This window comes from Mucilaginibacter phenanthrenivorans (genome assembly GCF_024721155.1).
GTDB classification, from domain to species: Bacteria; Bacteroidota; Bacteroidia; order Sphingobacteriales; family Sphingobacteriaceae; genus Mucilaginibacter; species Mucilaginibacter phenanthrenivorans.
Window position 1 is genome coordinate 1 of sequence record NZ_JAHVAP010000019.1, and the last position, 12,565, is coordinate 12,565.

The window sequence follows — 12,565 nt, forward strand, 5'->3', positions numbered from 1 at the left end:
ACAAAGAAAAAGAAGCAAAAAGAAAGCTTCAACAATAATAATAACATATTAATTCTTGTTGAAGCTAATCTAAAGGTAAGTTTGATGAAGTCACTTTATCTCAATTGTTTTATCAGCGATAATATTCGCCGATGAACGACCAATCATTAGCTGCACTGGTTCCCGTTCTACAATGAAGGCCTTTTTTGCCACGTCCCAATAGGACAATGACGAAGCGGGGAGCTTTATCCCGACTGTTTGTTGTTCACCCGTGTTGAGCGTTATTCGTTTAAAGCCCTTAAGCTCCATTATCGGCCTTTCTACTTTTGATTTCAGGTGCTTTACATAAAGCTGCACTACTTCATCGCCGCTGCGGTTGCCGGTATTTTTTACGTCAATGCTTACAGTAACCTCACCGTTCTTATCTATTTTATCAGCGCTCGTTTTAAGATTGCTGTATTGAAAGGTGGTATAGCTCAATCCAAAGCCAAAGGGGTAAAGCGGCTTATCCTTTAAATACATATACGTGCGGCCATGGCGAATGTTATAGTCCATCATAGCCGGTAGCTGTGCCAATGAATCGGGCCAGGTTTGTACGAGCCTGCCACCGGGGTTTATATCGCCAAATATGGCATCGGCCAAGGCACTACCCTGTTCCTGGCTGCAATGTGTAATATGGATAATAGCTGGGATATTCTGTTGCTCCCAGTTAATGGCATATGGAAAATTGCTCACCATCACCAAAACGATGTGTTTGTTAACACCGTAGATATTTTTTATTAGAGCCTCTTGCGCACTGTCTAATGAAATGCTTTGCCGGTCCACCGCTTCACGGCCTTCGGTTGGTCCGTCGACTTTTTTCCAGCCGAGGTTGCCGGTGGGATTATTTCCGAGGCAAACCACCACCACATCAGCGCTTTGCGCCATGGAAATTGCCAGGTTATCGTTGGTAGTATGACTTACGACAGCATTAGTACCCACTTTGTTTTTTATCCCCTCCGGAATACTTACACTGTATGGCGGAACGCCGCTGTACCAATCTTGTAATACCTCCGCTGACCGGGCACCTACCACAGCAATCGACTTTAATTTAGTTTTATCAAGCGGCAATAAGTTATCCTGATTCTTTAACAGCACAATTGATTTTTGGGTGATGAGCCTTACAAAATCACGGTTTTTTTTGGTGAGCCATGGCTCCGGCCCGCTGCCGATATTGCTGTAAGGCACCATTTCAGGCGGATCGAGCTGCCCTAATTTTATCATCACCCTAAAGACACCGCGAAGGTTAGCATCTATATCGGCCTCTGTGATCAGCTTTTTTTGCAAGGCCTCCATCGTGCCGGGTTTGTACGTATCCAAAAACTGGTTGATCCCTGCCTTTATACAACCGGCAGCAGCTTCGGCAAGGGTAGGGTAATAATGGTGTGCATTAACCAGTAAGCGGTATGCGCCGCCGTCGGTGCAGATGATACCATTTTGCCCCCATTGGTTAACGGTCATATTCTTCAGTATTGGGCTTACTGTTTGCGGGGTGCCGTTCACGCGGTTGTACGATGCCATATACGCCCGTGATCCACCCTGTTCAACCCCCATGCGGAACGGTACGGAATAGTATTCGCGCAGCAACCGTTCATCAAAATCAGACGAACTGCTGTCGCGGCTGTTTTCATTACTGTTTGCTAAAAAGTGTTTCATTAGGGCTGCGGTGGTCCAGTATTTTGGGTTGTTACCTTGCAGTCCTTTTATATAGGCAACGGCTAAGGTTCCGTTGAAAAAGGCATCCTCGCCATAACATTCCTCGGTGCGGCCCCAGCGCGGGTCGCGGCCTATATCTGCATTGGGGGCACGCACTACCAGCCCGCCTTTATGGTACTTTTCACTTTGAAACATGTAGCGGGTTTCATAAGCTTCAATAGCCCCGGCCTGTTGTAGCAGGTCCGGGTCCCAGGTTTCTGCCATGCCTATCGATTGCGGAAATATGGTGGTTGGTACGGGCGTTTTGCGGCCCCAGTTCCCTTCTAATCCCATGGCGAGGCCGTGGAGACCCTCAACATGGCCGGTTCCCTTAACGCCCAGACGAACAATTGTAGGGTTAGTACTGAGGCAATTTACTTTTTCATCCAGCGTCATTAAGGAGATCAGGTTTGTGATCCGGTCTTCGGTTGGCATGGCTGGGTTTTGAAAAGGGTATTTGTATTGAGCAGATATTGATTTTGCCAACAGCAATAAAAACAGGCTGAACAGAAGCTTTAGGTTTTTCATGGGATAGATTCAATAATTACGGTTTCTGCTGATACCAGGAGATTCCGATTTTGAAATTATCAGTTTTAACCGGTAAAATTTAATAGGATATTGACATCGAAGCCTTAATTCATAGTAATTAATTACCTCAGTAACAGGAAAGTTATATGGAAGCTTAAATCTCCAATTAAATCTTCCGGACTTTCCGGACTTTTCCGACTTTCGGACTAAATAACTATCTTCGCCGTTCGAAACTCATTTTCTAAACTTCATGAAATTATTAGAAGGAAAAACCGCACTTATCACGGGAGCATCTAAAGGGATAGGGCGTAAAATTGCTGAAAAGTTTGCAGAGCACGGCGCTAATGTGGCTTTCACTTATTTATCATCTGTTGAAAAGGGCGAGGCCCTTGAGCAGGAGCTGCAAAGCTTCGGCACACAGGTAAAAGGCTATCGCTCAGATGCCTCGAAATTTGATGAAGCAGAAAAACTGATCAATGATATTATCACCGATTTTGGCACTCTTCATATAGTGGTTAACAACGCCGGCATTACCAAAGACGGTTTGCTGATGCGTATGACAGAAGCCCAATGGGATGAAGTTTTGGATGTGAACCTCAAATCGATCTTTAACGTTACCAAGGCAGCGTCAAAAATAATGATGAAGAACCGTAACGGCGTGTTTATTAACATGAGCTCGGTAGTTGGTGTACAGGGTAATGCAGGCCAGGCCAATTATGCAGCTTCTAAGGCAGGTATCATCGGCTTCTCAAAATCAATAGCAAAGGAATTAGGCTCACGTAACATCCGTACCAACGTTGTTGCGCCGGGCTTCATAAAAACAGAAATGACCGAAGTGCTGGACCCTAAGGTGGTTGAAGGCTGGGCAGCAGCTATCCCGCTAAAGCGTGGCGGCGAAACAGAAGACGTAGCCAATTGCTGTGTATTCCTGGCATCAGACATGGCCGCCTACATCACCGGGCAGGTAATTCCTGTTGATGGGGGAATGTTATAAGATTTCGGATTTCTGAATTTCGATTTCGGATTTTAAATAAAAGAGACATGACAGTCATTAGCAAATTTAATCGATTTATGATATTTGCGATTTGCCTGTCATGTTTTGTTTTTAACGCCGCTTCGGCGCAAACAAAAAAGTTTAATTGTTCTGTATTTAAGGATACGTTACTCCATAAAATTATTTATAAACAGGCTGATATAATTCCAGAACCTGAGGGAGGTATGGCAGCTGTCAGCAGACTGATTGCTAAAGAATTAAAATACCCATCCGGTGATTCGGAGTATATCGGAAAAATAATTATTGCTTTTGTCATCGAGCCAAATGGAAAAATTGACGGCAAAAGAATAATAAAAGACCCGTCTGGAAAAGGACAACTACTAAGTAAACAACTCTTCAAAATTATAGACGAAATTAAATGGACTCCAGCTTTTTGTAAAGGGAAAGCTGTGCCATTTTTATATTCTATACCTGTTAATATAAACCTGGAGGAATGGTTTTTCGATAATTGCAATTAAATAAGTATTCCGGAAATTCTTAAATCCTGAAAATTCTGATTCAGACAATTTCATTTTCAAATCAGCACATTTTCAAATCCTCAAATTAAATTCTTCAAATTAAAAACAGCATATTTGGCTTACAGATATGCTGTTTTTATTTTCAATCACTTGGGGAACGGTTTCGGGGTGGTGGGTACCTGCCTGCCTGGTATTGGGTTTGCTATATGCATGGTTGCTGTACCGGCAGCCGGTAAACCTGGCAAAAAAATTCCGCATCGGATTGTTTGCTGTCCGGGCAATAGTTGTCGCCTTTATAGCATTACTGCTGGTGTCACCACTCGTAAAGTCGGTAAGCTATAACCCGCAAAAACCGCTGGTGTTGGTTTTGCAGGATAATTCTGAATCGATTAATTTATTTAAAACTCCCTTGCCGGCAAACTCGAGCGTGGCAGTTGTGGCTGGACTAGCCGGCTTGAAGGAACAGCTCGGCGATAAATACGATGTACAGGAATTCAATTTTGATAAGGATCTTAATAATGGCTTAAGCAAAGCCTTTAACGGTAAACAGACAAATCTCTCCAACGCGCTGCACCAGCTAAACGATCGCTTTGTAAACCAGAACATCGGCGCACTGGTAATTGCTTCTGATGGCTTATATAACCAGGGCAGTGATCCGCAATACGAGGCGAAGAACTTTAAAAACAGCATTTACACCATTGCCGAGGGCGACACTGTTGCCAAACGCGACCTGCTGATCGGTAACATCAATTATAACAAAACTGCTTTTTTAGGGAACGATTTCGAGGTGGAAATCTTAGCAGAGGCTTACCAAAGCAAAGGAGAAAACATCCGGATAAGCATTACTGAAGATGGCAAACAGGTAAACTCGCAAAACATCGCGGTAACTTCAAACAGTTTTCAAAAACAAGTTATCGCAAAACTTAATGCAGATAAAAAAGGTCTCCGGAGGTTTAACATCACCATAGCGCCGATTAAAAACGAGATCTCGACTTTAAATAATTCCGAAACCATTTATGTGGATGTACTGGATGCCAAACAAAAGGTGTTGCTGCTATATGAAGCGCCTCACCCGGATCTCAGCGTAATCAGGCAGGCTATCGAGAGTAATAAAAATTACGAAGTAAAGGCAAGTTTGTTGTCTGATTTGGCCGGGATAAAGCCCGCAGATTATAACCTGGTGATCCTTTACCAACTCTCTGCAGCCGGTAATAGCGTTATCCAGAATCTTTCAAAAAGCAAAGTGCCGTTGTGGTACATTGCAGGCGCGCAAACGGACCTGAACAATTTGAATGACCAGCAAAAAATAGTGCGGATCAGTTCGGGCAGGCCGGAGATGCAGGAAGTATTTGCACAACCCACAACCGATTTTACGGCCTTTACCTTATCCGACTCATCGCGCAAAAAGATCAGCAGCTTCCCGCCACTGCTTGCACCATACGGCAATTACGGCTCTCCACCTGCCGGAAGCGTGTTGTTAAGGCAGCGGATAGGCAGCGTAGAAACAACGTTTCCCTTGTTATCCTTTGGAGACGCAGCCGGGCAGCGCATCGGCGTCCTGAACGGTGAAGGCTTATGGCGCTGGCAATTGGCGGAATATGAGGCATTCGGCAACCATCATGCTGTGGAAGAACTGCTGAGCCAGGGCGTACAATACCTTACTGCCAACGCAAGCCGCCAGCGATTTATAGTATACACCGCAAAGCATGTATTTGATGAGGGAGAAAACGTGCTGATAAACGCTGAGCTTTATAACGATGCGCTTGAACTTGTAAACACCCCGGACGTTCGCATAGAGTTGAAAAATGCCGCAGGTAAGGACTATAGCTTCCTTTTTAGTCGCAACGATAAGAGCTACCAGTTGGATGCAGGCACATTACCCATTGGGGAGTATAGCTATACTGCCACTACGAAAATTGGTGCTAAGCAATTTACAGCCACCGGGCAACTCACGGTAAAGCCATTAAACCTGGAATCGCGGCAGAGTGCGGCTAATCACCAGCTTTTAAATACCATTGCCAAACAAAGCGGCGGACAAATGCTGCAGCCATCACAAATAAACCAGCTTGCAGACCTTATCCGCAAAAATGAAAACATAAAGACGGTGGTTTATGAGGACAAGCGCTATAGCGATATTATTGATGTGAAATGGGTTTTTGTGATTATATTGCTGCTGCTGAGCCTCGAGTGGTTTTTAAGGAAGAGAGAAGGGGAGATATAGTATATTTTGTAATTCTATGCAAACTTAGGATGACAAAGGGCGAATTAGCCGCATCGAACTATTTTTGAGGAACTGATGTAAGAATGTTTCAGATATATAGCTAACCAAACCACAATGCCCCAATCCGACCTTTCCTCTTCAGCCGGTCCACAGGAAAAAAACAAGCTCTTAGGTTTGGATCATCTACGGGCATTTGCTATAACGTTTGTTGTTATTTTTCACTACAAATTCTTCGGGCACCCCGACTGGGTAACCAAAATAAACAGCTTCGGATGGACGGGTGTGGATCTATTTTTTGTATTAAGCGGCTTTTTAATTGCCGGGCAGCTGTTTGAAACCGTAAAAAAGGGTAATCCCATCCCGGTAAAAGAGTTTTTTATCAAGCGTTTTTTCAGGATCATTCCGCCCTATTTTGTGGTGCTGATCTTATATTTTTCCCTCCCGGCATTAAGCGAATGGGGACACCTTTCACCCATGTGGCGGTATCTTACGTTTACTCTAAATTTTGGCCTCGACCTGAAACAGTACGGCACTTTTAGCCATGCATGGTCGTTATGCGTCGAGGAGCAATTTTATTTGATCCTGCCCTTGTGCTTCTGGCTGTTTACTTATTTTAAAGCCGGCAGCAAATCGATATACCTCATAATAACCTTATTTATAGCAGGTTTTATCATCCGTTTTTTATGCTGGAAATACCAGGTTGAACCAAACCTTGAGGGAAATGAAACCCGTTCACTGTTTAATTTATACATTTATTATCCAACCTATAACCGCTTGGATGGCTTGCTTACAGGTGTGAGTATCGCCGGGCTTTTTACCTTTTATCCAAAAGTAAAGGATTGGGTAAATAAGCATAATAACTTAGTGCTGCTGGTAGGTATAATCGCAATAACCGCCGCTTACTTCGTTTGCGCAAACAAAGAGGGTTATCATACAACCTTATATGGCTTTACCTTAATTTCAGTAGCTTATGGAATTATTTTGGCTGCGATGGTTTGTCCGGCTAATATATTATACAACGTAAAATCTGCAGTTACATCGCAAATTGCAGCGTTGTCCTATTCTTTATACCTCGTCCACAAGATAGTGATCCACGTTACGCAAGTGCAACTGGCAAAATTTGGAGTAGACAAAAATAGTAACCTGATGATGGCTTGTTGTTTTGTTACAACAATATTGGCTGCAGTTTTGATGAAATATTCAGTTGAAAAACCTGCATTGAGATTGAGGAATAGGATTTTGGCGAGGATGAAGGAAAAGAAAGTAGCGGAATTGGCTATAAATTAGAGAAGTATGTATTACTTAAATATGTTAGTCGTTATGCGGTTTTCGATAACAACGAACTAATCTCTGATCTCTAGCCACTAATCACTAAAATCTACTCATCCTTCTTCGGCTGCACTATCACAAACACATCCTCGTTATCCTTTTTCATTAAATACTTTTCGCGGGCGAATTTTTCCAATTTCTGGGGATTAGAGGTAAGTTCGTCAAGATCCTGGGATACTTTGGCGGTTTCCTTTTGGTAGAAATCACGCTCGTGCTTCAGCTTGTTAACCTCCTGGTGATATTGATATTGCGAGAACAGGTCATTCTTATCAAAGAAGATCATCCACACCAAAAAAGCAAAGGAGATCAAAAAATATTTGTTCCTGAACAGGTTGATTAAGCGACGAAATCCCATATCACTAAAATTTGACCTAAAGCTATCTAAAATACGCATCGAATACAAGTTTGGTTATGAACTTTTCAACAAGTTGGTTGGAGAGGTTATAAGTGTTGTAGTGGTTGCAAAGGTTTTAAGAGTTTAACTTCTACAACTCTTAAAACTTCTACAACCATTTCAACCAAAATTAATCTCTTCTTCCGCCGCGATCACGGTTGCCACCGCGACTTGCGCCGCTCATACCGCTGCCGCCTGCAGGTTTACCGCCTCCGCTGCCACCACGACCGCGATCGGCCCTGCCGAAGCTGCGGCCTCTTTGTCCGCCGCCGCCGTTGCCTGAGCCGCCCTTCTTTTTGCCTTCTGCATGTTTCGCAACAATACTTTGCGGGCTCATAGGGTAGGGATGGCCTTCCTCAACAGGGATCTCCTTCGAGATCAGCTTGTGGATATCCTTTAAAAATTCAATTTCCTCTTCATCACAAAACGACATTGCTATGCCGCTTGCTCCTGCACGGCCTGTACGGCCAATCCTGTGCACATAAGTCTCCGGGATGTTCGGCAGCTCGTAGTTGATTACGTGGGTAAGTTCGTCGATATCTATCCCGCGTGCTGCGATGTCAGTCGCTATCAGCACACGTGTTGTACGGTTCTTGAAATTAGTTAACGCACGCTGACGGGCGTTTTGTGATTTATTACCATGGATAGCTTCGGCAGTAATGCCTACGCGTACCAGGTCCTTCACCACTTTATCTGCGCCATGTTTAGTACGGGTGAATACCAGCGCAGTTTTAATTTCCTTGTCCTTTAAAATATGGGCAAGCAATGCTCTTTTGTCGTTTTTTTCAACATAGTAAAGCGCTTGCTGAATGGTGTCGGCAGTAGATGAAACCGGGGTAACTTCTACTTTTTCAGGTTTGTTCAGCATGCTGTCAGCCAGTTGCTGGATCTCTTTAGGCATAGTAGCCGAGAAGAACAACGTTTGTCTTTTAGCAGGAACTTTTGCAATGATCTTTTTAACATCATGCACAAAACCCATGTCAAGCATACGGTCGGCTTCGTCCAATACCAGCATTTTGATGTGCTCCAGGTTTACAAAACGCTGGTTCATCAGATCCAATAAACGACCAGGAGTTGCCACCAAAATATCAACGCCCCTGCGTAATGCATCGGTTTGCGGGTTTTGGTTAACACCGCCAAATATAACCAGGTGTTTTAAGCCGGTATGCTTACCATAAGCCGCGAAGCTTTCGTCTATCTGGATAGCCAGCTCGCGGGTTGGGGTTAGGATCAGGGCTTTAATAGTCTTTTGCTCCTTGTGTTGCAACCTGTCCTGGTAAAGCAACTGTAAAATAGGAATAGCAAAGGCAGCGGTTTTACCGGTACCGGTTTGTGCGCAGCCAAGCAAGTCCTTATGTTGTAATAAAATTGGTATGGCTTGCTCCTGTATAGGGGTAGGGCTTGTATAACCCTCTGTTTTTAGAGCCCGTAAAATAGGCTCAATTAAATTTAAATCTTGAAATAACATGTAATATTTTTAATATATGTGCTAACGCGGTTGCATAAGCGGATCTGAAGAGTCGTCTGATAAATCAAAACCGTAAGCTAACGGGTAATTAGGCGCAAAGATACACTTTTAAACTAAGATTTGTACGATAGGCGGATTATAGGAGTTTGGAGTGACTAATCGCGGTGCTTCTAAAGTGTTTTATTTGCAATCAACACATCAGCAATTCTATTCGCTTTATCGGCAGCGCCACCTGTTCCAAGGTTCGAGAGCACAATTATCGCTATTTTACTATCGGGAAAACGAATTAGTTGTGAGCTTATGCCGAAATCGCCGCCATCCCATGCTACATACGTCCTGTTTTTATACTTGCCGAAGTAGAGTCCAAATGACTGGTTATCAATGTCGTGGTTAAATTTCATGGTTTTGTGCATCAGGTCGTAAAACTGCTGTCCGCCAAACTTTTTGCTGAAAAAGTTTTCACTCCATTTAACCAGGTCATTAACTGTTGTGGCAACGCCGCTCCCGCCATAGGTAGGTGAATTTCTCGGGTGTTGGATCCAATCGCCATCGTAACTCACATAAATGCCCTCCTTGCGGTATGCATCTACATATTCCTTTGTTCGTTTGTTGTATGGTGTTACCCGGTCTTTTATAACGGTGGTGATATCGTCATTAATTATTGTGTGGGTCATGCCAAGGGGGCCAAACAACCGCTTTCGTGAAAACTCACTGAATGATTGCCCGCTAACCTTCTCTACAATTTTTGTCAGAAGCATAAAGTTTACGTTGCAATAATCCCATTTGTCGCCGGGTTTAAAGGCGAGGGTATCCTGTGCCAGCGAGGTTTTTATACAGTAATCTATGTCGAAATAATTAAAGGTGATCCATGTTTTACCATCAGGGCGGGGAAGTTTGAAATAATCGATAATACCGCTGGTGTTATAAATGAGGTGCTTTATGCGGATAGTGTCCTTGTATTTGGCTAGTTCCGGGATAAACTTACTAGCCGGCATTTCGAGCGACAGTTTTCCATCCATAATTAGCAACGCAATACAGGCCGCGGTAAACTGTTTGGAAACAGAGGCGATATCGAACGACGAATTAACTGTTATTGGAATCTCATAGTCGAGGTTAGCTGAGCCATAGCCCCTTGCATATAAAATCTGACTATCCTTTACTATTCCGATAGCGTAACCGGGAGAGTTCTTTTTGTTGTATTCTTTAAATATCGCATCTGTTTTGTTTTTTTGTTGTGCCGATAAGCCCGCTATCGAATTAGGTGCTTTTTTTGTTCCCTGGGGATAAACGCTCAACGAGATCAAAAAACAAAACAGGAGGGCTAATGATCTCATCTAAAGTCAATTATTTAAGCCTCCTCAATGCTGTCAACAGGTTCTGCCTTTACCGGCTTTTTAAACATAGCATGTACCAGCAAAACCAACACGCCTGTCGTTATAGAAACATCTGCCACATTAAAAATACCGGTTTGGAAGAGTCCAAAATCAATATGCATAAAATCAGTTACCGAGCCGTGGGCTATCCTGTCGTAAATATTACCGAATCCTCCGCCAATGATTAGGATAACACAAAATAAGGTTACACGGTTAAGCTCGTGAGTTAAAATAAAAACCAGTCCGGCAGCAATAGCCAGCAGGGGCAGCAGGTTTAACAATATCAGTCGCGTGGGGCCGGAGAGTGAATTGCCTACGCTTAAAAATGCGCCTGTATTCTCTACCTTGATCAAGTTAAAATGATCGTTAAAGTAGCTGATCTGCACGTTATCATCCAGTTTATGCCGCACGACAGATTTTGATAACTGATCGCAACCAATGTTGACGCTCAGCATCAGCAGGATCAGCACTATTCTTGAAAAACCTTTTAATTGCATAACGGAACCGGGATTAAGCGGATTTTTTGGATTTAAACAGACGTAAATTTAATATTTTAACGGATTAATAACCGAATAATTTCATCTCTTTATAAACTAAAAAAGCCCCGCGTTTTGCGGAGCTTTAATTATATGTTCGATAGGTTGAACCTAATCAACCAACCAACTATTTTTTGTTGAAATACTTGAAGTTTTTACCGATAAACTTAGCGCTATCGCCTAATTCCTCTTCAATGCGGAGTAACTGGTTGTATTTAGCGATCCTGTCTGAACGTGATAGTGAACCGGTTTTGATCTGACCGCAATTCAACGCAACTGCAAGATCAGCAATAGTTGAATCTTCAGTCTCGCCTGAGCGGTGGCTCATTACCGAGGTATAACCATTGGTTTGTGCCAAAGTGACCGCATTGATGGTTTCAGTTAATGAACCGATCTGGTTAACCTTTACCAGGATAGAGTTAGCAGTATCTTCGTCGATGCCTCTTTGTAAGCGTTTTACATTGGTTACAAAAAGATCATCACCTACAAGTTGTACTTTGTCGCCGATTTTGTCGGTTAATAATTTCCAGCCTTCCCAATCATCCTCAGCCATACCATCCTCAATAGAGATAACAGGATATTTTTCAGTTAATTGAGTTAGGTATTCAGCCTGCTCAGCGCTGGTACGGATAGCACCTTTTTCGCCTTCAAACTTAGTGTAATCGTATTTGCCGTCTTTGTAAAATTCAGATGCAGCGCAATCAAATGCAAGGCAGATGTCTATACCTGGTTTAAAACCTGCTTTTTCGATAGCCTTCAAAATGGTTTCAACACCATCTTCAGTACCTTCAAAAGTTGGAGCAAAACCACCTTCATCACCTACTGTTGTAGTAAGGCCACGATCGTGTAAGATCTTTTTAAGGTTATGAAACACTTCGGTACCCCACTGCAAAGCCTGGGAGAATGAAGTAGCGCCAACCGGCATGATCATAAATTCCTGGAATGCGATAGGCGCATCAGAGTGAGAACCGCCGTTAACGATGTTCATCATCGGGATAGGAAGCGTGTTAGCATTAACACCACCAATGTAGCGGTATAAAGGCTGGCGGCTTTCCTGTGCAGCTGCTTTAGCAACTGCTAAAGAAACACCAAGAATAGCGTTAGCGCCTAATTTACCTTTGTTTTCTGTACCGTCAAGCTCGATCATTAATGCATCGATGCCGTTTTGATCGAAAACATCCACACCTTGTAATTCCTTGGCAATAACATCGTTTACGTTAGCAACGGCTTTCAGAACGCCTTTACCCATATACACAGATTTATCATTATCGCGAAGTTCAACAGCTTCGTGTACACCGGTTGAAGCACCAGACGGTACAGCGGCACGGCCAAGGGCGCCATTTTCGGTTAAAACATCTACTTCAATAGTAGGATTACCGCGCGAATCAAGGATCTGGCGGGCATGGACATCAATTATTAAGCTCATTTTGTAAAAATTAGTTTGACAGAAGCGACATAGTGTATAAAGTACACCATGAATGTATTATTTTT

At 43.2% G+C, this 12,565-nt stretch carries 10 protein-coding genes; 4 read left to right on the top strand and 6 right to left on the bottom strand.

Features of this window, described 5'->3' with window-relative positions; genetic code table 11:
* Positions 1-90: 90 nt before the first annotated feature.
* Positions 91-2,241, bottom strand: a complete 2,151-nt coding sequence (locus tag KXD93_RS28540) for a glycoside hydrolase family 3 C-terminal domain-containing protein (RefSeq protein WP_258140976.1) — start codon at positions 2,239-2,241, stop codon at positions 91-93.
* 250 nt (positions 2,242-2,491) lie between these two features.
* Here KXD93_RS28540 and fabG point away from each other — a divergent pair, with 250 nt between their 5' ends.
* From fabG to KXD93_RS28560, 4 genes are all read left to right on the top strand, one after another.
* Positions 2,492-3,235, top strand: a complete 744-nt coding sequence (gene fabG / locus KXD93_RS28545; RefSeq protein WP_258140977.1) for a 3-oxoacyl-[acyl-carrier-protein] reductase — start codon at positions 2,492-2,494, stop codon at positions 3,233-3,235.
* A gap of 47 nt (positions 3,236-3,282) precedes the next feature.
* Complete coding sequence (locus KXD93_RS28550; protein ID WP_258140978.1) at positions 3,283-3,753, top strand: energy transducer TonB; 471 nt, start codon at positions 3,283-3,285, stop codon at positions 3,751-3,753.
* A gap of 127 nt (positions 3,754-3,880) precedes the next feature.
* Positions 3,881-5,974: a hypothetical protein gene (locus KXD93_RS28555; protein ID WP_258140979.1), complete on the top strand. Its 2,094-nt coding sequence runs from the start codon at positions 3,881-3,883 to the stop codon at positions 5,972-5,974.
* A 114-nt stretch (positions 5,975-6,088) separates the two neighbouring features.
* Positions 6,089-7,261, top strand: a complete 1,173-nt coding sequence (locus KXD93_RS28560) for an acyltransferase family protein (RefSeq protein ID WP_258140980.1) — start codon at positions 6,089-6,091, stop codon at positions 7,259-7,261.
* Positions 7,262-7,352: 91 nt separating this feature from the next.
* Here KXD93_RS28560 and KXD93_RS28565 read toward each other — a convergent pair whose 3' ends face one another.
* From KXD93_RS28565 to eno, 5 genes are all read right to left on the bottom strand, one after another.
* Entirely contained in the window at positions 7,353-7,658 is a 306-nt protein-coding gene (locus KXD93_RS28565; RefSeq protein ID WP_258140981.1) for an FtsB family cell division protein, read from the bottom strand.
* A gap of 169 nt (positions 7,659-7,827) precedes the next feature.
* Positions 7,828-9,165 carry a DEAD/DEAH box helicase gene (locus KXD93_RS28570; RefSeq protein WP_258140982.1) on the bottom strand — a complete coding sequence of 446 codons (1,338 nt, stop codon included), beginning with the start codon at positions 9,163-9,165 and terminating at the stop codon, positions 7,828-7,830.
* A gap of 170 nt (positions 9,166-9,335) precedes the next feature.
* Positions 9,336-10,499, bottom strand: coding sequence for a serine hydrolase domain-containing protein (locus tag KXD93_RS28575; protein ID WP_258140983.1), 1,164 nt, complete (start codon positions 10,497-10,499; stop codon positions 9,336-9,338).
* Positions 10,500-10,513: 14 nt separating this feature from the next.
* Positions 10,514-11,035: a signal peptidase II gene (gene lspA, locus KXD93_RS28580; protein WP_258140984.1), complete on the bottom strand. Its 522-nt coding sequence runs from the start codon at positions 11,033-11,035 to the stop codon at positions 10,514-10,516.
* A 166-nt stretch (positions 11,036-11,201) separates the two neighbouring features.
* Positions 11,202-12,500 carry a phosphopyruvate hydratase gene (gene eno, locus KXD93_RS28585; RefSeq protein ID WP_258140985.1) on the bottom strand — a complete coding sequence of 433 codons (1,299 nt, stop codon included), beginning with the start codon at positions 12,498-12,500 and terminating at the stop codon, positions 11,202-11,204.
* Between the last annotated feature and the right edge of the window lie 65 nt (positions 12,501-12,565).

Bases quoted from the DNA above. Each gene is read 5' to 3' on its own strand.
- KXD93_RS28540 (WP_258140976.1), bottom strand. From the start codon at position 2,241: ATGAAAAACCTAAAGCTTCTGTTCAGCCTGTTTTTATTGCTGTTGGCA.
- fabG (WP_258140977.1), top strand. From the start codon at position 2,492: ATGAAATTATTAGAAGGAAAAACCGCACTTATCACGGGAGCATCTAAA.
- KXD93_RS28550 (WP_258140978.1), top strand. From the start codon at position 3,283: ATGACAGTCATTAGCAAATTTAATCGATTTATGATATTTGCGATTTGC.
- KXD93_RS28555 (WP_258140979.1), top strand. From the start codon at position 3,881: ATGCTGTTTTTATTTTCAATCACTTGGGGAACGGTTTCGGGGTGGTGG.
- KXD93_RS28560 (WP_258140980.1), top strand. From the start codon at position 6,089: ATGCCCCAATCCGACCTTTCCTCTTCAGCCGGTCCACAGGAAAAAAAC.
- KXD93_RS28565 (WP_258140981.1), bottom strand. From the start codon at position 7,658: ATGGGATTTCGTCGCTTAATCAACCTGTTCAGGAACAAATATTTTTTG.
- KXD93_RS28570 (WP_258140982.1), bottom strand. From the start codon at position 9,165: ATGTTATTTCAAGATTTAAATTTAATTGAGCCTATTTTACGGGCTCTA.
- KXD93_RS28575 (WP_258140983.1), bottom strand. From the start codon at position 10,499: ATGAGATCATTAGCCCTCCTGTTTTGTTTTTTGATCTCGTTGAGCGTT.
- lspA (WP_258140984.1), bottom strand. From the start codon at position 11,035: ATGCAATTAAAAGGTTTTTCAAGAATAGTGCTGATCCTGCTGATGCTG.
- eno (WP_258140985.1), bottom strand. From the start codon at position 12,500: ATGAGCTTAATAATTGATGTCCATGCCCGCCAGATCCTTGATTCGCGC.